Raw genomic sequence first — 18,309 nt, 5'->3', positions numbered from 1 at the left:
CCGGAAGGAAGGGTGACCGGACGGAAGGGTGACCGGACGGAAGGGTGACCGGACGGAACGGTGACCGGACGGAACAGTGACCGGACGGACGGGTCGCACGGCGCGGCCGGCCCGACCGCGCACCGGCCCGACCGCGCACCGGCCGGGACGGCTCAGAAGCCGCCGCCGTCGAAGCCGCCACCGCCCCCGTCGAAGCCCCCGCCGTCGCCGAACCCGCCCCCGAAGTCGTCGGGGTTGAAGTCCGCGCCGGAGTAGTCGCCCCCGTCGGCGCCCGAGGGTCCGCCGAAGTCCGCGCCGTAGGCGGGCGACGACAGCAGCACATTGCCCAGCAGCGTGCCGACCAGGAGGCCGGGCAGCAGACCGCCGCCGAAGTAGCCGCCGGCCCAGGGCCCGTAGGCCGGGCCCGCGTCCCAGTACGGGCGGTCGCCGCTGTCGGTGCGGACGGTGCGGGCCAGCGGCTCGCGGCCGTCCTCCAGCCGGGTCCGGTCCGCGGCGCAGACCGGCACCGTGCGCTCCGCGCCACCGGCCGGCGCCCAGGCGGCATCGGCGACGGAGGGGCCGTGCCGGGGGTCGAAGAAGCAGGGCAGTCGGCGCTCCGGCAGCGGCCGGCCGGTCCGCCGGGCGTCCAGGGTGGCCAGCGCGAACCGGCCCTCCTCCAGGGCCTGGGTCACCTTCTGCACCTCGCCGGGGTGTTCGGCCGCCGCCATCGCCGCCTTGGCGTTCTCATAGGCGTCCAGCGCCCGGCTGTAGTCGGCGCGCATCGCGTCGTCGGCGCCGGGCTCACCGGGGCTGAAGTCGAGCCGGTCCAACTCCTCGCCGAAGGCCGTGATGTCCTCGTCGACGACGACCCGCAGGTCCTCCAGCGCGGCCCGCTCCGCCTCCGCGCGCCGGCGGCGGTTGCGGCGGGCGAGGGCGTACGCGCCACCGCCGCCGACGACCGCCAGCACGCCCAGGCCGACCGCGGTACCGGTGTCGAAGCCGCTGCCGCTGCCGCCCCAGGAGTCCGGGGCGTGGCCGGAGGCGCTCTGGTTCGCGGTGTCGACGAAGCTGTTCAGGCGCTCGGAGACGGTCGGGTACTGCGACCGCTTGACCGAGCCAACCAGGTTCTGCACCGAGCTGTGCGACATCACCCGGGGGTCCGCGCCGGCGTTGAAGCCGTTGCCGAGTTCGACCGCGTAGACGCCGCTGATGCCGACCTTGGTCCGCAGGTCCCGCAGCAGGGTGCTGGGCGGGTACTCCGCGGTGCGCGGCAGCACCGCCACGAAGACCGGCTTGTCCGCGTCCTTGATCTTCTTGGCCAGCGCATCGGCCTGGGCGGAGGAGAGCAGGCCGGAGGCACGGGGGTCGACGTAGACGGGGCCCTTCTTCAAGGCCGTCGCGGCCTCGTCGAGCCCGCCGGCGGCCCGGGCGTCGGGGGCCAGCGCGGCGACCACCGCCAGCAGCGCGGCCACCAGCAGCAGCACGGGCCCGATCAGCGCACGACGCGTTGCGGTCTTCATGCTTCGACGCTACCCGAACGGCACTTTCCAGACATCACCGGTCCCGCCTTCGGCCACACCGCGACCGCCGGGATTCTCCCGTGCCCCCGACGGCCTGTCGCGCGGGCCATGACCAACCAGGTGATCGCTCCGCGCGTCGTTTTTGTCGCCCGGAGTGCCGGGGATGTTCCGGCTCGTCCCTCCCCCGAGGAAACGAGGAGACGATGTCCCGGGCCGCATCGATAGCCACGAACATCGCCGTCGCCGTCGCCGCCACCGCGGTCGCCTCCATGGCGGTGGTCTCGCTGGCGCCCGCCCGTCCCGACACCCCCCCGGCCACGCTGTCGGCCGGGAACTCCCTGGCCGCGACGGTCGGGCACGGGGGTTCGGCGGCGCGGGCCGCCACCTCCGCGCTCGGTGCGGGAGGCCCCGCCGCCTACGAGGAGCCGGGTACGCCGGTGACCGGCCGGATCGAGGTGACCGCGCCGCAGCCCGGCGTCACCTTCAAGTCGAACGGCAGCTCCGCCGTGGCCTGGCGGAACAGCACCGGCCTGGAGGTGGACGTCTGGCTGGACGCGGACAACGGCCACGGCCGCACCCAGCGGCTGGCGCTGGTCGCGACCAAGGCGGGCGCCGGCGCCACCGGCGAGGTGATCGTGACGCTGCCCCGGGTGCCGCCGGGCCCCCACTACCTCCTGGAAGTGGCCACCGCCGGTGACGGCGCGGTCCGCGGGTTCAGCAGGACCTTCGCCATCACCGAGTGACCGGCCGCATCCGGCCGCCGGCCCGGCCGAGCGGGCGCCCGGCGCGGGGCCTACGGCGCGCGCAGGTCGACCAGCTCCGCCAGCGCCTCCCGGTGCCGCCCCGGCGAGCCCAGCGCGAGCTCATCGCTCTTGGCTCGCTTGAGGAACAGGTGCGCCGGGTGCTCCCAGGTCATCCCGATGCCGCCGTGCAGCTGGATGCACTCCTGGGCGGCCTGCACCGCCACCGGCGCGCAGTACGCCTGGGCGACCGCCACCGCCACCGCGGCGTCGGGGCTGCCGGAGGCCAGCGCGTCCGCGGCGTTGCGGGCGGCGGCACGGGCCGAGGCGACCTCCAGCCACAGCGCGGCCATCCGGTGCTTGAGCGCCTGGAACGAGCCGACGGGGCGGCCGAACTGGGTGCGCCCGGCGGTGTACCGCACGGTCTCGCTCAGGCACCACTCGGCGATCCCCAGCTGTTCGGAGGCGAGCAGCCCGGCACCGGTCAGCAGGGCGCGCTCGACGGCGGCCTCGGCACGTGCACCGGCGGCCAGCAGCCGGCCCGGGGCGCCGTCGAAGGCGAGGTGCCCCAGTGGGCGGGTGAGGTCCAGCGGGGTCACGGGCTCGGTGCGTACGCCGTCTGCAGCGGCGTCCACGGCGTACAGCGCCGGGCCGTTTCGACCCTGGGCCCGGACGAGCAGCAGCCCGGCGGACCCGGCGTCGGCGACCGAGGTCACCCGCCCGGTCAGCGCCCCGTCCGGGCCGGCCGTCACGGTCGGTGCGGGCAACCGGCCCGGTGCGGTCGTCCAGGGCAGGGCGAGCACACCGACGGTGCGGCCCTCGGCGAGCGCGGTGAGCGCCGCGGCGGCCTCCACCGGGCCGAGGTCGCAGCCGAGCAGCGCGGTGACCGCCAGGACCGCGCTGGTCAGGTAGGGCACGGGGGCGACCGAGCGGCCCAACTCCTCCAGGACCACGGCGGCCTCGCGGGTGGAGGCGCCCGCCCCGCCGAGCCGTTCGGGCACCAGCAGCCCCGCGGTGCCGATCTCGGCGGCCAGCGCCCGCCACAGCGCACCGTCGTACGGCTCGTCCGACGTCACGCCGGCGAGCACGGTGGCCGGATCGCTGCGGTCGGCGAGCAGCGCCCGTACGGCGGAGCGCAGCGCCTCCTCGTCCTGGGAGTACAGGAGGTCGGGGTCGGGCGTGGGGACGGCCGGCAAGCGGGTCTCGGCGGTCATCGGGGGAGGTCCTTCCACGCGACGTCCTTGTCGGTGCGCGGCTCGGGCGGCAGCCCCAGCACACGTTCGGCGACGATGTTGAGCAGCACTTCGGAGGTGCCTCCTTCGATGGAGTTCCCCTTGGCCCGCAGATAGCGGTAGCCAGCCTCGCGCCCGGTGAAGTCCACCCCGTCGGGGCGGCGCATCGTCCAGTCGTCGTAGGTCAGTCCGTCCTCGGCCAGGAACTCCACCTCCCAGCCGCTGATCTCCTGGGCGAGGCGGGCGAAGGCCAGCTTCAGCCCGCTGCCCTCGGGGCCGGGCTGGCCCTGGGAGAGCTGCTGGCGCAGCCGCTCGCCGGTCAGCCGAGCGACCTCGGCCTCCACCCACAGCGTCAGCAGCCGCTGGTGCAGGTCGTGGGTGCGCAGTGCGGGGCGGTCCCGCCAGTCGGCGGCGGCGACACCGATCATCCCGCCCTCGCGGGGGCTGCGGGCGCCGCCGATGGCGACCCGCTCGTTCATCAGCGTGGTCTGGGCGACCTTCCAGCCCTCGCCTACCTCGCCGAGGCGGTGGGCGTCGGGGATGGTGACGCCGGTGAGGAAGACCTCGTTGAACTCGGCCTCGCCGGTGATCTGCCGCAGCGGCCGCACCTCGACGCCCGGGTCGGTCATATCGCAGATGAAGTAGCTGATGCCGCGGTGCTTGGGGACGTCCGGGTCGGTGCGGGCGATCAGGATCGCCCAGCGGGCCAGGTGTGCGCTGGACGTCCAGACCTTCTGGCCGTCGACGGTCCACACCTCCCCGTCGCGCACCGCCCGGGTGGCCAGCGCCGCCAGGTCGGAGCCGGCGCCGGGCTCACTGAAGAGCTGGCACCACACCTCTTCGCCGGTCCACAACGGGCGCAGGAAGCGCCGCTTCTGCTCGTCGGTGCCGAACTGCAGGAGGGTGGGCGCGGCCATGCCCAGGCCGATGCCGATCCGGCCGGGGTCGTTGTCGGGGGCGCCGGCCGCCGCCAACTCGGCGTCCACCACCGCCTGCAGGGAGCGCGGTGCGCCCAGCCCGCCGAGGCCCTCGGGGAAGTGCACCCAGGCGAGTCCGGCGTCGAAGCGGGCGCGCAGGAACGCCAGCCGGTCGGCCTCGGACCAGCGAGGCGGGCCCGCAGGGCCCTCGTTCGAGGGTGGTGGGGGGAGACGGGTGGGCAGGTGGGCGGCGAGCAGCTCGGCGGTGCGCCGGCGCAGGTCGGCGGCGTCGGTCATCGGGCCTCCTCCGCTCCGGGGACCACCACGAGCCGGCCGACGGAGGCGCCGTCGGCGACCCGCTGGACCGCGTCGGCGGCGGCCTCCAGCGGGACCCGGCCGCCGATCGGGGGCGCGATCGTGCCCTGGGCGGCGAGCTTGGTCAGCTCCTCGTGACAGGCGTCGACGGCGGCCGGGTCCTTGGTGTGGTATAGGCCCCAGTGCAGGCCCAGGATCGCGTAGTTCTTCACCAGTGCGTGGTTGAGGGCGGGGCTGGGGATGGTGCCGCCGGCGAAGCCGACCACCACGATCCGGCCCTCGAAGGCGATGCACTTGGTGGAGGCGGTGTACGCCTCGCCGCCCACGGGGTCGTAGACGACATCGGCACCCCGGCCGCCGGTGGCCTCCTTGACGGCGGCGACCAGGTCGTCGGAGCGCCGGTCGAGGACCACGTCGCAGCCGAGTTCCCGGGCGGTGCGGGCCTTGTCCGGTCCGCCCACCACACCGATGACCCGGGCGCCGGCGGCCCTGCCGAGCTGGACCGCGGCGCTCCCGACCCCGCCGGCCGCGGCGTGCACCAGCAGCGTCTCGCCGGGCTGGAGCCGTGCCCGGCGGTGCAGGCCGAACCAGCCGGTCTGGTAGCCGATGTGCAGCGCGGCGGCCTCGGCGTCGTCCAGGGCCTCCGGTGCGGGCCGTACCGCTGCCGCATCGGCCAGCGCGAGTTCGGCGAAGCCGCCGCCGGGCAGCGGGGGTTGGGCCAGCACCCGCTGCCCCACCTCACCGGCCGCGCCCTCCCCCACGGCGAGCACCTCACCGCAGACCTCCACGCCCGGGGTGAACGGCAGCGGCGGCCGGACCTGGTAGTGGCCCCGGCACAGCAGCGCGTCGGGGAAGTTGACGTTGGCGGCCCGCACCCGCAACAGCAGCTGCCCCGGCCCCGGTTGTGGGTCGGGGACCTCCTCCAGCCGCATCACCGCATGCGGCTCACCGTTCGCGTGTACGCGCCATGCCTTCACCTGGTGCCTCCACTGGGCTCGGTTACGCGGTGGGCGGAGGCCTGCCGGCCCCTCGCGAGCGACATACTAAGCGGTCGGTATCCCCCGGGGAACCGCCTCTGACGAGTCTTGGCCACTTCGCCACACCGCCTCGCCGCCGCCTCGCCCCGCCCGGCCGCCCACCCGCCCGTCGCCCCGTCCGTCCTCGCTGGCCCGCGCCCCGACCCCGTACCGGCGATCCTGACCATGGCAGGGTCAGGCTCCCGCCCGCCGGATGACGGAGACTGACCGGCATGGACTCATCCGGCACGGACTCCCCCGCCGCACTGGGGAGCTTTCTGCGCAGCCGACGCGCCCGGCTCCGGCCGGAGGACGTCGACCTGGTCTCCTACGGCACCCGTCGCCGCGTCCCCGGTCTACGCCGCGAGGAGCTGGCGCAGCTGGCCGGCGTCAGCGTCGCGTACTACACCCGCCTGGAACAGGGGCAGAGCCACCAGGCCTCGGACGGGGTGCTGGACGCGCTGTCCCGCGCGCTGCGGCTGACCGTCGACGAGCAGACCCATCTGCGCGCACTGGCCCGGCCCGCTGCCGCCCGCCGCGCCCCCGCCGCCCGCCCCGACACCGCCCGGCCCGGCGTACGGCAGTTGCTCGCCGCCCTGGCGGACGTACCGGCCGTCGCGCTCGGGCCGCGCTTCGAGATCCTCGCCTGGAACCGCCTCGGGCACGCCCTGACCGCCGGGCACCTGGACTTCGACAGCCCCGGACGCCCGCCGGAGCGCCCCAACGCCCAGCGGCTGCTCTTCCTCGATCCGCACACCCGCGAGCTGTACCCGGACCGCGAGGAGGAGCTGCGGCGCGCCGTCTCCGCGCTGCGAGTGGCCGCCGGCCAGTACCCCGACGACCGTCAACTCGCAGAACTCATCGGCGAGTTGACCATGAAGTCGGCCGAGTTCGGCGCGCTGTGGCCCCGGCACGGGGTCCGCAACTGCACCTACGGCACCAAGCGCTTCCACCATCCCCTGGTGGGCGAGCTGCGGCTGGAGTTCGAGATGCTGCAGACCCCGGACGGCTCCGGGCAGGGCGTGCTGCTGTACACCGCGCAGGAGGGCTCGCCGTCCGAGGCGGCGCTGCGGCTACTCGCCGCGGAACGCGGCCCAGACCTCAGGGTCCTCGAACCCGAGCGCCCATAGCCCGGTGCCCCGCACCCCGTACTCCGCCAGCAGCGGCAGCAGTGCGCGGACCCCACGGGCGTCCTGGTACCAGACCTCGTGCACCTCGCCGTCCCGCTCGTAGCCGAAGTGCGGGGTGCCCGAAACCTTGTCGAAGCGGTACGGGGCGCCCGCCCGCTCGCGCAGCGCCTCGGCCTCCTTCCAGGTCAGGTGGCCGGCGCGGCGCTTCGTCCCGAGGGTCCAGTCCCAGCCGTAGCCGGGGAAGGCCACCTCGATCTTGTGCCGGGGGATGGTGCCGGTGGCGTAGCGCAGGAACTCCTCGTACCAGTCCCGGGCGGACAGCGGCCCCGGCTCGCCGCCCGACCAGTGCAGGTCGTAGCCCATGATCCGGACCCGGTCGGCGTACCGGCCGAGCCGCTCGTAGTCATAGGCGGTGCCCGCCCCCCGCACCCGCGCCGGCACGGTGACCACACACTGCTTGTCGCGGGCGTGCAGGCGCCCGCACAGGTCCCTGGCGAGCGCGGCGTAGCCGGTCCGCACCCGCTCGCGGACCGCCTTGTCCTTGCTGACCGCCATCGTCTCGTAGTCCAGGTCGATCCCGTCGTACGACCGGCTGGCCACCAGGTCCAGCAGCGCGTCCACATGCGCCCGCCGCCGCTCGGGATCGTGCATCAGCCGGGCCATCCGCCGCGCGTCGAGGGTCTCGGTCGCGGTGGGGACGACGGCGATCCCGGCGTCGTGCAGCCCGTCGATGATGTCGCGCCGCCCGGCGCCGTCCTGCCCGGTGACGGTGGAGCCGGAGGAGGCCTCGTACCAGAAGGGGCTGACGGTGTGCAGCTCGGAGGCGTGCCGCAGCGCGTCCCGGTAGGCGGCGTCGACATCACCCCAGTACGGGAGCCAGGCCGACATGGTGCGTCCGCCGGCTCTCGGGGACGCGCCCGCCGCGGCGGCCGGGGCGGGCCCGGCCAGCAGCGCCACGGTCAGCAGGAGGGCGAGGGCGGTGCGCGCTCGGGAGGGTGGTGGGTGATCCATGTCCCGAGCGTCACCCGGCGGCCGCACTGACGCAGCGTCAACTCCGCCGAACGGGGCGGCGGCACGGGCGTCAGACCGCCGTCGTCTGCTTCCGCTGCCCTTCCCCGTCGGCCGCGCCGGGCACGGTGACCGCGATCCGGCCGTCGGCGATGGCCTGGGCGAGGGAGAGGCGGCCGTCGGCGATGTCGGTGCAGGTCACGGTGGACATCCGCAGTCGGACGTCCGGATTCTCGGCCGGGCCCTCGGCGTAGCCGGGCGCCTCGACGTCGAGGTCGACGTGGAACTCCCCCTCGTCCAGGGCGATGTCGACGACCCCGACGTCCTCCGCCGCGAAGTGGCCGGCGAGCCGGGCGATGAGCGGGACCGCGAACCAGTGGGCCCGGACCGCGTCCGTGGCCCGCCGCTCGGCCAGGGCGGGGGCGCCCCAGTCGGCGAGGGCGGTGAGCGCGGGCAGCAGGGCCCGGCCGCGGGGGGTGAGCTCGTAGACGAAGGAGGCGCCGGGCGGGGCGAGGCGGCGGCGGGTGACCAGGCCGTCCCGCTCCATGTCCTTCAGCCGGGAGGCGAGCATGTCCGTGCTGACGCCCGGCAGATCGGCGTGCAGGTCGGTGTAGCGCCGGGACCCGCCCAGCAGTTCCCGGACGATCAGGAGCGTCCAGCGGTCACCGACGGCGTCCAGGGCTCGGGCGACGGCGCAGTACTGGTCATAGCTTCGGCGCGGCATGACACCAGCATAGACAGAAGTTGGACTTTCCAAGTCTCCACTTGGTAAAACCAAGTACGGTGTTACGAGTGCTGCCGCGCCGCGCGGTGAGCGAGGGACCGGGAGGCCACCGCATGCAGTTCAAGCAGTCCAGCAAGATGGCCGACGTCTGCTACGAGATCCGCGGGCCGGTGATCCGGCACGCCGACGCGCTGGAGGAGGCCGGCCACAGCGTGCTGCGGCTGAACACCGGCAATCCGGCGCTGTTCGGCTTCGAGTGCCCCGAGGAGATCCTCCAGGACGTGATGCGCAACCTCTCGCGCGCCCACGGCTACACCGAGTCCCGCGGCATCCTCTCGGCCCGCCGCGCGGTGGCCCAGCACTATCAGGGGGCCGGGCTGCCGGAGGTCGGCGTCGACAACGTCTACCTCGGCAACGGCGTCTCCGAACTCGTGTCGATGGCCGTACAGGCCCTGGTCGACGACGGCGACGAGGTGCTCATCCCGGCGCCCGACTTCCCCCTGTGGACGGCGGTCACCACCCTCGCCGGCGGCAAGGCCGTGCACTACCTCTGCGACGAGTCCGCCGACTGGCTGCCGGACCTCGACGACCTCGCCTCGAAGATCACCGACCGGACCCGGGCGATGGTCATCATCAACCCCAACAACCCCACCGGCGCGGTCTACCCGCGCGAGCTGCTGGAGGGCATGCTCGACCTGGCCCGGCGCCACCAGCTGATGGTCTTCGCCGATGAGATCTACGACCGGATCCTCTACGACGACGAGGTCCACCACCACGCCGCGGCGCTCGCCCCCGACCTGGTGTGCCTGACCTTCAGCGGGCTGTCCAAGTCCTACCGCGTGGCCGGATTCCGCTCCGGCTGGCTGGTGGTCTCCGGCCCCCGGCAACACGCCGCCGACTACCTGGAGGGTCTGGACACCCTCGCCGCCATGCGACTGTGCCCGAACGCCCCCGCGCAGTACGCCGTCCAGGCGGCCCTGGGCGGCCGGCAGTCAATCAAGGACCTGGTGCTGCCAGGCGGCCGGCTGCGGGAGCAGCGCGACCGGGCCTGGGAGCGGCTGAACGAGATCCCGGGGGTCTCCTGCGTCAAGCCCAAGGGCGCGCTCTACGCCTTCCCCCGCCTCGACCCCGCCGTCCACAAGATCCACGACGACGAGAAGTTCGTCCTGGACCTGCTGCTGCGGGAGAAGATCCAGGTCGTCCAGGGCACCGGCTTCAACTGGCCGCGCCCGGACCACTTCCGCATCCTCACCCTCCCGCAGGCTGACGACCTGGACGCGGCGATCCGCCGTATCGGCCGCTTCCTGGCGGGCTACCGGCAGTGACCCCGGCGGGCGGCCGGCGCCCCACGCCCCGGCTCCGAGGCGGCCACGGCCCGGCCCGTCCGCCGGGTGGACCGGCCGGCCCCGCCCCACCCGTCCGCGGTGTGGACCGCCCCGGGCCCGCCGTCCGGCCCGTGGTCACCCGAACGGCCGCCCCGTGCCGCCCCGGGACCCCGCCCCGGGCCGCCACCCGCCGGGCCCGGTCACCGGGCGCACAGGCGGGCGGGAAGGCCGTCCGGCGGCCCGGGCGCGCCCCGACACCGCAGCAGAGCCCCTCTCCCCGGACCGCCCACGCCCTCCCCGGCGGCCCGTCCGGCGCCACATCCGGATCCCACGCGCTCTTGAGCGGAGCGCGCGCAGCGGTTTAGGTGGAGAACGGCAATCCTGCCGCGCCCACGAGGGAGAGGGATTCCATGCCGGTACGGCCTTCGGTAACGGAAGCGGACCTTGAAGCTCACCTGCACGGCATCTGCTTCAAGACGGGTCCACCCCGCCGCATAGGGGTCGAGATCGAGTGGCTGGTCCACGACGCGCACAACCCCCGATGTCCGGTCTCGCCGGACCGGCTGCAGCGCGCCGCCGATACCCTGCGCGCCCTCCCCCTCACCTCCCTCCTGACCTTCGAACCCGGCGGCCAGCTGGAGCTCAGCTCGCTGCCCGCCGCCTCCCTGACCGAGTGCATCGACGCCATGACGGCCGACCTCGCACTGGTCCGCCCCACGATGCTGGCGATGGGCCTGGGCCTGGCCGGCCACGGTCACAACCCGTGGCACCCTCCGCACCGCGTCCTGACCCACCCCCGCTACAACGCCATGGAGGCGTACTTCGACCGCTGGGGCTCCGCCGGGCGGTCCATGATGTGTGCCACCGCATCGGTGCAGGTCTGTGTGGACGCCGGCCACGAGGAGCCGGGGCCGCTCGGGCTCGGCCGGCGCTGGCTGCTGGCGCACCTGCTGGGCGCGGTGCTGGCCGCGGCGTTCGCCAACTCCCCGACCAGTGAGGGCTGCCCCACCGGCTACCGCACCACCCGCCAGGTCATCTGGTCCCAGCTGGACCCGGACCGGACGCTGGCACCGCCCCAGGGCCCGGATCCGCGCGCCGCCTGGGCGCGCTACGTCCTGGACGCCCAGGTGATGTGCATCCGCGCCGACGCCGGGCCCTGGGACGCACCGGAGGGGCTGACCTTCCGCGAGTGGGTCCGTACCGGTGTGCCCCGACCGCCCACCGTGGAGGACCTCGACTACCACGTCACCACGCTCTTCCCACCGGTACGTCCGCGCGGCCATCTGGAGCTGCGCATGATCGACGCGCAGTCCGGGGAATCCGGGTGGGTGGTGCCGCTGGCCGTGACGGCCGCGCTGTTCGACGACCCGGAGGCCGCGGAGCGCGCCTACCGCGTCGTCAAGCCGCTGGCCGAGACCGCCGGGCCCCGGCCGGCCCCCCGCAACCCGCTGTGGCGGCGGGCGGCCCGCGGGGCGCTGACCGATCCGGAGCTGCACGCCGCGGCGGTGGCCTGTTTCGCCGCCGCGCAGGAGGCACTGCCGCGGCTCGGCGCCTCGCCGGAGGTGCGGGCCGCGGTCGCGGAGTTCACCGCGCGCTATGTGGCGCGCGGGCGCTGCCCGGCGGACGACCACCTGGACGCCCTGCACGCCGCGGAGCGCGCACCCATCCCCGGGAAGGAGAGCCAGTGACCACCATCGACCCCGAGCTCCTTCGTGAGCGGGCCGCGGCGGCGCTGCTCGCCGCCCGTGACCGCACCCGTCTACTCACCACCTGTGTCGAGCACCCCGACCTCGTCGCCCAGCACTCCCCGCTGATGTCCCCGCTGGTGTGGGACCTGGCGCACATCGGCAACCAGGAGGAGCAGTGGCTGCTGCGCACCGTCGGCGGCCGTGAGGCGCTGCGGCCGGACATCGACTCCGTCTACGACGCCTTCGAGCATCCGCGCGCCGAGCGTCCCTCGCTGCCGCTGCTGCCCCCCGACGAGGCGCACGGCTACGTCGCCGAGGTCCGCGGCCGGGTGCTGGACATCCTGGAGCGCACCCCGCTGCACGGCGGCCCGCTGCTGGATTCCGGCTTCGCCTTCGGCATGATCGCCCAGCACGAGCAGCAGCACGACGAGACCATGCTGATCACCCACCAGCTGCGCCACGGCCCGCCCGTCCTCACCGCGCCGGAGCCGCCCCCGCTCTCCGACGAGGTCATTCCGGCCGAGGTCCTGGTGCCCGGCGGGCCGTTCACCATGGGGACGTCCACCGAGCCCTGGGCGCTGGACAACGAGCGGCCGGCGCACCGCCGGACCGTGCCCTCCTTCCTGATCGACACCACCCCCGTCAGCAACGGCGCCTACCAGCGGTTCATCGAGGCCGGCGGCTACGACGAGCCGCGCTGGTGGGCACCGGCGGGCTGGGCGCAGGTGCAGGAGCACCGGCTGCGCGCCCCGCTGTTCTGGAAGCGGGACGCCGGCCAGTGGCTGCGCCGCCGCTTCGGGGTGACCGAGCCGGTGCCCCCGGACGAGCCGGTGCTGCACGTCAGCTGGTACGAGGCGGACGCCTTCGCGCGCTGGGCCGGCCGCCGGCTGCCGACCGAAGCGGAGTGGGAGAAGGCCGCCCGGTACGACCCGGTCACCGGCCGGTCGATGCGCTACCCCTGGGGCGACGAGGACCCCACGCCGGAGCACGCCAACCTCGGCCAGCGGCACCTGCGGCCGGCCCCGATCGGCAGCTACCCCGACGGCCAGTCGCCGATCGGCATCCGGCAGTTGATGGGCGATGTGTGGGAGTGGACGGCGAGCGACTTCCTGCCGTACCCGGGGTTCGCCGCCTTCCCCTACCGGGAGTACTCGGAGGTGTTCTTCGGCGACCAGTACAAGGTGCTGCGCGGCGGATCGTTCGCGGTCGCCCCGGTCGCCTGCCGGGGAACCTTCCGCAACTGGGACCTGCCGGTCCGGCGGCAGATCTTCTCCGGTTTCCGTACCGCGCGGGACGCCGACCTGACGGCGGACGCATGAGGCCCCCGGCCCGGAAGGCAGTGAACTGATGTGCCGTCATATGGCTTACACGGGGCCGGAGATACCCTTCGGCCAGCTCGTACTGGACCCGCCGTGCAGCCTCCACCGGCAGTCCTGGGCACCGCGCCGGCAGCGCCACGGCACGGTCAACGCGGACGGCTTCGGCATCGGCTGGTACGCCCCGGGCGACCCGGTGCCCGCCCGCTACCGGCGGGCCGGGCCGATCTGGGCCGATGCCCAGCTGCCCGACCTGGCGCGGGTGGTGCGCACCGGCGCCCTGCTGGCCGCCGTACGGGACGCCACCGTGGCCGGGCCGGACGCCGAGGCGGCCGCCGCGCCGTTCGCCGCCGGCCGCTACCTCTTCAGCCACAACGGCGCGGTCACCGGCTGGCCGGACTCGCTGGCGCCGCTCGCCGCCGAGCTGCCGCCGGAGGAGCTGCTGCGACTGCCGGCCCGGTGTGATGCGGCGTTCCTGTGGGCGCTGGTCCGGCACCGGCTGGTGCGCGGCGACGAGCTCGGCGACGCACTGGCCGGCACCGTCACGGCCGTCGCCGCGGCGGCCCCCGGATCCCGACTCAACCTGCTGCTCACCGACGGCACCGCCATCGCCGCCACCACCTGGGGCGACACCCTCTTCCACCTGACCCTTCCGGGCGGCGGCACGGTCGTCGCCTCCGAGCCCCACGACGATTCCCCCCTCTGGACCGAGGTACCCGACTGCACCCTGCTGCGGGCCACCCGGGCCGAGGTCCACCTCACCCCGCTCAAGGAGTCCGCGACGTGAGCCCGCTCAGCATCACCCGTACCCTCCCCGCCGACGCCACCGCCGCCGCGCTGCGCGCCGATGTCATCCAGGGGCTGTCCCGCGCCCCCAAGCAGCTGCCGCCGAAGTGGTTCTACGACGCCCGGGGCAGCGAGCTGTTCGAGGAGATCACCCGGCTGCCCGACTACTACCCCACGCGCGCCGAGCGGGAGATCCTGCTCACCCGCGCCGACCAGATCGCCGCGGCCACCCACGCCCGGACCCTGGTCGAGCTGGGCTCCGGCTCGTCCGACAAGACCCGTCACCTCATCGGCGCGCTGGGCTCGCTGGAGGCGTATGTGCCGGTCGACGTCAGCGAGTCCGCTCTGGCTTCAGCGGGCGAGCTGCTGCTCGCCGAGCACCCCGGGCTCGCCGTGCACGCCCTGGTCGCCGACTTCCAGCACGGCATGGAGCTGCCCGGCACCCCCGGCCCGCGGCTGCTCGCCTTCCTCGGCGGCACCCTCGGCAATCTGCTCCCCGAGGAGCGGGCGGCCTTCCTGCGCTCGGTGCACGCGCTGCTGTCCCCGGGGGACGCCCTGCTGCTCGGCACCGACCTGGTCAAGGACGAGGCCACGCTGGTAGCCGCGTACGACGATCCGCAGGGGGTGACGGCCGCGTTCAACAAGAACGTGCTCCAGGTCATCAACCGCGAGCTGGGCGGCGACTTCGACCCCGCGGACTTCGACCACGTCGCGGTGTGGAACCCCGAGCGCGAGTGGATCGAGATGCGGCTGCGAGCCCGCAAGGACCTGACCGTCAAGGTCCCCGGCGCGGACCTGGCGGCGACCTTCGCGGCCGGTGAGGAGCTGCGGACCGAGGTCTCGGCGAAGTTCCGTCAGGACGGCGTGCGCGCCGAACTCGCGGCGGCCGGGTGGGAGTTGACCAACTGGTGGACCGACGGCGCGGACCGGTTCGCGCTGTCGCTGGCCTTCCGCGCCTGACCGACCGTCCGCTTCCGGCCGGTGTGCCCCTCGGCATGCCGGCCGGGTGCCATCCGTGCGGCCGTTGTGGTTCGATGCCCCGATCACATCCGCGCACCGGGGGCCGGTGCGGCGCTCACCGACGTGAGGGGCAGGGGAACGGGATGGGGCAGCGGCAAGGCACGGGAGTGGACCGGCGGGGTTTCCTGCGGGGGGCGGCGGGGGTGTCGGCCGCCGGAGTGCTGGCGAGCCTCGGCAGCGGGCAGTTCACCGCCGGTGCGGCGGTCCGCCGGCCGGCCCTGCGGCCCGCGCCCGCCGTCCTCTCCGTACAGGACTGGATGACGGCGCTCGGCGACGGCACCCCCGTCCAGCGCCTCACGATCCCCGGCACCCATGACTCCGGTGCCCGGATCGGCGGCCCCTGGGTCGCCTGCCAGAACACCGCCATCGACGCCCAACTGGCCGCCGGCATCCGCTTCCTGGACGTCCGGTGCCGGGCCGTCGACGGCGTCTTCGCGATCCACCACGGCGCGTTCTACCAGGAGCTGATGTTCGGCGATGTGCTCAACGCCTGCCGGGCGTTCCTGCGGGCGCACCCCTCCGAGGCGGTGCTGATGCGGGTCAAGCAGGAGTACTCGGAGGTCAGCTCCGAGGAGTTCCGCCGGATCTTCACCCGCTACCTGGACGACAAGGGCTACCGCTCCCTGTTCCGCCTGGACGGCGGCCTCCCGACGCTCGGCCAGGCCCGCGGCAGGGTCGTCCTGCTGGCGGACTCCGACGGCCTGGGCGGGGTGCGGTACGGCGATCCGCAGCTGTTCGACATCCAGGACGACTACATGGCCGAGCCGTTCGGCAAGTGGCCGAAGGTCGAGGCGCAGTTCCGCAAGGCGGTCGCACAGCCCGGCAAGCTCTTCGTCAACTACGTCAGCACCGCCGCGCTGCTCCCGCCCCGCTCCACCGCGGACCGGCTCAACCCGCAGGTCAAGAACCTCCTGACGGGCTCCGAGGGCAGCTCCTGGACGGGCCTGGGCATCGTGCCGATGGACTTCCCCCAGGAGTTCGGGCTGGCGGAGGCGCTGATCCGGCACAACCTCGCGGGACGGCGGGTCCGGCTGACGTCCTGAGCAGGGCGTCCCCCGTCCGGGCCCGCCCGGCACCCGTTCCGTCCGGGTGACGCCGGCCCGACCGCGGGCCCGGGTCCGGATCACCCGACCGGCCCAGCCTGCGGCGTCCGGGCACCACGGCGGTGGATCCGGGCCCGCGGGTCCTGTGGGGGCGCCGGAGCAGGGGCGCTCCGGCCGTCCCGCGCCCCCCTCCGCCCGGTCCGTGCCCACCGCCGGCAATGATCCGCCCGGGTGACCCAACCAAGACGGGCGGCGCTGCATCAGACTGGGTGAAATGTCTGGTTCCGGCGCCGTCCCGGCCTCCTGAGGGGCGCCGCCGGCCGATCTGGCGAGGCGGCTGTTGGTGGAGACGAGCGAACGCGGGGCCGCGACGGCGGACAGCCCGGGCGGGGCAGCCGGGGCGGGCGCGCCCGGCAGCTGCTCGGGCCCGGGCCGGCCGACCTGCATCGGGCGCGGCCGGGCCGGCGTGCCGCTGCGGGCGACCGTGGCGCTGGGCGCGCTGACCGTCGTCCTGAGCAGCGCGGTGCTGGCGCTCGGCTCCCCGGCGCGCGATCCGTTCCTGGCCGCCGGGGACAGCGCGACCGGCTCGTACCTGGCGACCCGCGCCGACGGCGACCAGGCCGCCACCGCGGTGCTCGCCGGGCCGTACCAGGAGCGTCCGGGGCCGCCCGTCACGGCCCGCCGCGGCAGCGGTCCGGTGGCCCCGCTGCCGGTGTCCCGGCCCCTGGTGGCCGCGCCCGCGCGGCCGTCCCCGGCGATCGGGGCGCTCTTCTCCCCCGGGGACGACGGCGACCCGGCGCACCACTGCTCCGCGAGCGTGGTGCACGCGCCGGCCGGTGACCTGGTCGTCACCGCGGCGCACTGCGTCCACGACGGCGGCTTCCGCACCCGACTGGTCTTCGCCCCCGGACTGCGCGACGGGATCGCGCCGTACGGCCTGTGGGTGCCCACCCGCATCCATGTCGACCCGCGCTGGATCAGCGACCGGGACCCCGACCACGACGTGGCCTTCCTGAGGGTGCGCAGACCGGGGCAGGCCGGCCGCCGGATCGAGGACCTCACCGGCGCCGAGCGGATCCGCTTCGACGACCCGGTCGGCCGCCCGGCGCTGCTCACCGGCTACCCCGCCGACCAGGACTCCCCGGTCAGCTGCCGGCACGCCGTCGAGACCGAGGGGCCGGCCCAACTGCGGTTCCCCTGCGCGGGGTTCCCCAACGGGACCAGCGGCGGGCCGCTGCTCACCGACGTCGAACCGGTCACCGGCACCGGCTCCCTGGTCGGGGTGGTAGGGGGGCTCGACGAGGGCGGCGACGACTTCACCTCGTTCAGCAGCCGGTTCGGCGAGGACGTCGCCGCGCTCTACCGCCGCGCGACGGCGGGGCCGGCCCCCACGCCGGAGGTCAGGCTCCGCGTGGCACCACGGTCTTGAGGACGGACGGCAGCGGGTACCAGTCCGCTGTGGCGAAACTGGCGTGCGCGGCGGCGAGTTGGCGGACCCGGGCCAGCGCCTCCGCCTCGGTCGGGTGGGTGCCGTCGATCGCCGGCGGGACGTTGTGCGCGTCGGTCATGATCAGCAGGTAGTGCCGGGCGTCGTACCAGGCGGTGTCGATGCTGCCGTTCATATAGGTCGCGGCGTCGCCGTCGAACACCACGAACCACGGGCGCAGCGCCGGGTCCTGGTAGCGCTCGCGGGGGTCGCCGGGCGCCGCACCGTGCACCGCGGGGAAGGCCGTGGCCCCGGCCAGCTTCCCCTGCGCCGCCAGGTCCTTGAGGTGGGTGGCGTACTCGACGTCGGTCCACAGCTTGTCGAACGGGTTGCTCTCCTCGACCGTGCCCGGTATCAGCTCGAAGAGGAACTTCCCGGCCAGCGCGCTACGGGCGGGCCAGCCGCCGGCCCGCACCGCCTCGTCGGGCGTGGCGTGTCCGGCCGTCAGGTCGCCCGGGCCGTATACCGCGTCGCCCAGCTTCTGCCGCACCAGCGCGTCGAATTCGGCCGCCCCGCGCCCGCCCTTGGCGTTGAAGCCGTCCTTCATCTCGACCTTGACCAGGATGGGGCGGTGGCCGGGGTGTGCGTCGTGCCAGGCCTTCATGTCGGCGAGGCAGCCGGCGAAGTCCTGGTTGCGGTCCTTGGTGCGCAGCTCCCCGGCGTTCGCGGCGCCCGCACAGTTACTGTTGTTGCCGAGCGGGTTGCTGTGCGAGACCCGGAAGGACCTGCCCAGGCCGTTGGTCCAGAGGTCGAGTTCGAGCAGGGAGGCACCGGAGTCCAGCGCATCGGCGAAGTAGGGATACTTCTCCTTGTCATAGGCGTTGTGGACGCCCACGGACGTGCTGGTGCCGTATGTCGTGGTGGCCGGCTCGGCACCCGCCGGCCCGCCGACCGCCATCACTGCCGCCGCCGCGGCCGCCACCGTCCCCATGCACCGCTTACCGTTCATGAGCCCCGCTTCCCCTGGATCCTCGAGCGTCCGGCACATCCCGAACGTCCGCTCGCCGGTCGATCACCCGGTCGATCGGGGAGCAGCGTACGGGAGTTGCCGCCACCCGGGAGCC

The 18,309-nt window shown here is 74.6% G+C and carries 16 protein-coding genes; 9 read left to right on the top strand and 7 right to left on the bottom strand.

What is annotated here, in order from left to right; all coding sequences use genetic code 11:
• Positions 1 to 152 precede the first annotated feature (152 nt).
• The gene (locus AB0G84_RS18455) at positions 153 to 1,499 is read right to left on the bottom strand and encodes a hypothetical protein (protein ID WP_361321365.1); all 1,347 of its coding nucleotides are present in this window, start codon (positions 1,497 to 1,499) and stop codon (positions 153 to 155) included.
• 203 nt (positions 1,500 to 1,702) lie between these two features.
• Here AB0G84_RS18455 and AB0G84_RS18450 point away from each other — a divergent pair, with 203 nt between their 5' ends.
• The gene (locus AB0G84_RS18450; protein WP_361321363.1) at positions 1,703 to 2,242 is read left to right on the top strand and encodes a hypothetical protein; all 540 of its coding nucleotides are present in this window, start codon (positions 1,703 to 1,705) and stop codon (positions 2,240 to 2,242) included.
• 50 nt (positions 2,243 to 2,292) lie between these two features.
• Here AB0G84_RS18450 and AB0G84_RS18445 read toward each other — a convergent pair whose 3' ends face one another.
• The 3 genes from AB0G84_RS18445 to AB0G84_RS18435 are packed head-to-tail and all read right to left on the bottom strand — an operon-like array spanning position 2,293 to position 5,680.
• Complete coding sequence (locus AB0G84_RS18445) at positions 2,293 to 3,453, bottom strand: acyl-CoA dehydrogenase family protein (RefSeq protein WP_361321361.1); 1,161 nt, start codon at positions 3,451 to 3,453, stop codon at positions 2,293 to 2,295.
• Entirely contained in the window at positions 3,450 to 4,685 is a 1,236-nt protein-coding gene (locus tag AB0G84_RS18440) for an acyl-CoA dehydrogenase family protein (RefSeq protein ID WP_361321359.1), read from the bottom strand. The genes AB0G84_RS18445 and AB0G84_RS18440 overlap by 4 nt, the downstream gene beginning before the upstream one ends.
• Positions 4,682 to 5,680, bottom strand: a complete 999-nt coding sequence (locus AB0G84_RS18435; protein ID WP_361321357.1) for an NADPH:quinone oxidoreductase family protein — start codon at positions 5,678 to 5,680, stop codon at positions 4,682 to 4,684. Before AB0G84_RS18435 ends, AB0G84_RS18440 begins: the two co-directional genes overlap by 4 nt.
• Positions 5,681 to 5,952: 272 nt before the next feature.
• Here AB0G84_RS18435 and AB0G84_RS18430 point away from each other — a divergent pair, with 272 nt between their 5' ends.
• Positions 5,953 to 6,849 carry a helix-turn-helix domain-containing protein gene (locus AB0G84_RS18430; RefSeq protein ID WP_361321356.1) on the top strand — a complete coding sequence of 299 codons (897 nt, stop codon included), beginning with the start codon at positions 5,953 to 5,955 and terminating at the stop codon, positions 6,847 to 6,849.
• Here AB0G84_RS18430 and AB0G84_RS18425 read toward each other — a convergent pair.
• Both AB0G84_RS18425 and AB0G84_RS18420 read right to left on the bottom strand, forming a co-directional pair.
• On the bottom strand, positions 6,793 to 7,860 hold the full coding sequence (locus AB0G84_RS18425) for a glycosyl hydrolase family 18 protein (protein ID WP_361321354.1): 1,068 nt from the start codon (positions 7,858 to 7,860) through the stop codon (positions 6,793 to 6,795). The genes AB0G84_RS18430 and AB0G84_RS18425 overlap by 57 nt on opposite strands.
• Before the next feature lie 70 nt (positions 7,861 to 7,930).
• Entirely contained in the window at positions 7,931 to 8,581 is a 651-nt protein-coding gene (locus tag AB0G84_RS18420) for a helix-turn-helix domain-containing protein (RefSeq protein ID WP_361321352.1), read from the bottom strand.
• A gap of 113 nt (positions 8,582 to 8,694) precedes the next feature.
• On the opposite strand from AB0G84_RS18420, the gene AB0G84_RS18415 reads away from it, so the two are divergent.
• The 7 genes from AB0G84_RS18415 to AB0G84_RS18385 all read left to right on the top strand — a co-directional run bounded on the left by AB0G84_RS18415 (position 8,695) and on the right by AB0G84_RS18385 (position 17,188).
• Positions 8,695 to 9,906, top strand: coding sequence for a pyridoxal phosphate-dependent aminotransferase (locus AB0G84_RS18415; protein ID WP_361321351.1), 1,212 nt, complete (start codon positions 8,695 to 8,697; stop codon positions 9,904 to 9,906).
• Positions 9,907 to 10,316: 410 nt separating this feature from the next.
• Positions 10,317 to 11,594 (top strand): ergothioneine biosynthesis glutamate--cysteine ligase EgtA, encoded by a 1,278-nt coding sequence (gene egtA, locus AB0G84_RS18410; RefSeq protein ID WP_361321349.1) that lies wholly within the window; start codon positions 10,317 to 10,319, stop codon positions 11,592 to 11,594.
• Complete coding sequence (gene egtB / locus AB0G84_RS18405) at positions 11,591 to 12,913, top strand: ergothioneine biosynthesis protein EgtB (protein ID WP_361321347.1); 1,323 nt, start codon at positions 11,591 to 11,593, stop codon at positions 12,911 to 12,913. The genes egtA and egtB overlap by 4 nt, the downstream gene beginning before the upstream one ends.
• 28 nt (positions 12,914 to 12,941) lie before the next feature.
• On the top strand, positions 12,942 to 13,697 hold the full coding sequence (gene egtC / locus AB0G84_RS18400; RefSeq protein WP_361321345.1) for an ergothioneine biosynthesis protein EgtC: 756 nt from the start codon (positions 12,942 to 12,944) through the stop codon (positions 13,695 to 13,697).
• Positions 13,694 to 14,656 (top strand): L-histidine N(alpha)-methyltransferase, encoded by a 963-nt coding sequence (egtD, locus tag AB0G84_RS18395; protein WP_361321343.1) that lies wholly within the window; start codon positions 13,694 to 13,696, stop codon positions 14,654 to 14,656. The genes egtC and egtD overlap by 4 nt, the downstream gene beginning before the upstream one ends.
• A 143-nt stretch (positions 14,657 to 14,799) precedes the next feature.
• Positions 14,800 to 15,759, top strand: a complete 960-nt coding sequence (locus AB0G84_RS18390) for a phosphatidylinositol-specific phospholipase C (RefSeq protein ID WP_361321341.1) — start codon at positions 14,800 to 14,802, stop codon at positions 15,757 to 15,759.
• Between the two features lie 343 nt (positions 15,760 to 16,102).
• The gene (locus AB0G84_RS18385) at positions 16,103 to 17,188 is read left to right on the top strand and encodes a trypsin-like peptidase domain-containing protein (RefSeq protein ID WP_361321339.1); all 1,086 of its coding nucleotides are present in this window, start codon (positions 16,103 to 16,105) and stop codon (positions 17,186 to 17,188) included.
• Here AB0G84_RS18385 and AB0G84_RS18380 read toward each other — a convergent pair.
• Positions 17,160 to 18,194, bottom strand: coding sequence for a phosphatidylinositol-specific phospholipase C domain-containing protein (locus tag AB0G84_RS18380; RefSeq protein ID WP_361321337.1), 1,035 nt, complete (start codon positions 18,192 to 18,194; stop codon positions 17,160 to 17,162). The two genes, AB0G84_RS18385 and AB0G84_RS18380, sit on opposite strands and share 29 nt — an antisense overlap.
• Between the last annotated feature and the right edge of the window lie 115 nt (positions 18,195 to 18,309).

Origin of the sequence: Streptomyces sp. NPDC020742, assembly GCF_040641675.1 — a bacterium.
Lineage (GTDB): Bacteria > Actinomycetota > Actinomycetes > Streptomycetales > Streptomycetaceae > Streptomyces.
The sequence above is the reverse complement of the archived record's forward strand: the minus strand, read 5'-3'. Positions and strand labels throughout refer to the sequence as shown.

Bases quoted from the DNA above. Each gene is read 5' to 3' on its own strand.
- AB0G84_RS18420 (WP_361321352.1), bottom strand. From the start codon at position 8,581: ATGCCGCGCCGAAGCTATGACCAGTACTGCGCCGTCGCCCGAGCCCTG.
- AB0G84_RS18445 (WP_361321361.1), bottom strand. From the start codon at position 3,453: ATGACCGCCGAGACCCGCTTGCCGGCCGTCCCCACGCCCGACCCCGAC.
- AB0G84_RS18380 (WP_361321337.1), bottom strand. From the start codon at position 18,194: ATGAACGGTAAGCGGTGCATGGGGACGGTGGCGGCCGCGGCGGCGGCA.
- AB0G84_RS18455 (WP_361321365.1), bottom strand. From the start codon at position 1,499: ATGAAGACCGCAACGCGTCGTGCGCTGATCGGGCCCGTGCTGCTGCTG.
- AB0G84_RS18415 (WP_361321351.1), top strand. From the start codon at position 8,695: ATGCAGTTCAAGCAGTCCAGCAAGATGGCCGACGTCTGCTACGAGATC.
- egtA (WP_361321349.1), top strand. From the start codon at position 10,317: ATGCCGGTACGGCCTTCGGTAACGGAAGCGGACCTTGAAGCTCACCTG.
- AB0G84_RS18390 (WP_361321341.1), top strand. From the start codon at position 14,800: ATGGGGCAGCGGCAAGGCACGGGAGTGGACCGGCGGGGTTTCCTGCGG.
- AB0G84_RS18450 (WP_361321363.1), top strand. From the start codon at position 1,703: ATGTCCCGGGCCGCATCGATAGCCACGAACATCGCCGTCGCCGTCGCC.
- AB0G84_RS18425 (WP_361321354.1), bottom strand. From the start codon at position 7,860: ATGGATCACCCACCACCCTCCCGAGCGCGCACCGCCCTCGCCCTCCTG.
- egtC (WP_361321345.1), top strand. From the start codon at position 12,942: ATGTGCCGTCATATGGCTTACACGGGGCCGGAGATACCCTTCGGCCAG.
- AB0G84_RS18440 (WP_361321359.1), bottom strand. From the start codon at position 4,685: ATGACCGACGCCGCCGACCTGCGCCGGCGCACCGCCGAGCTGCTCGCC.
- AB0G84_RS18430 (WP_361321356.1), top strand. From the start codon at position 5,953: ATGGACTCATCCGGCACGGACTCCCCCGCCGCACTGGGGAGCTTTCTG.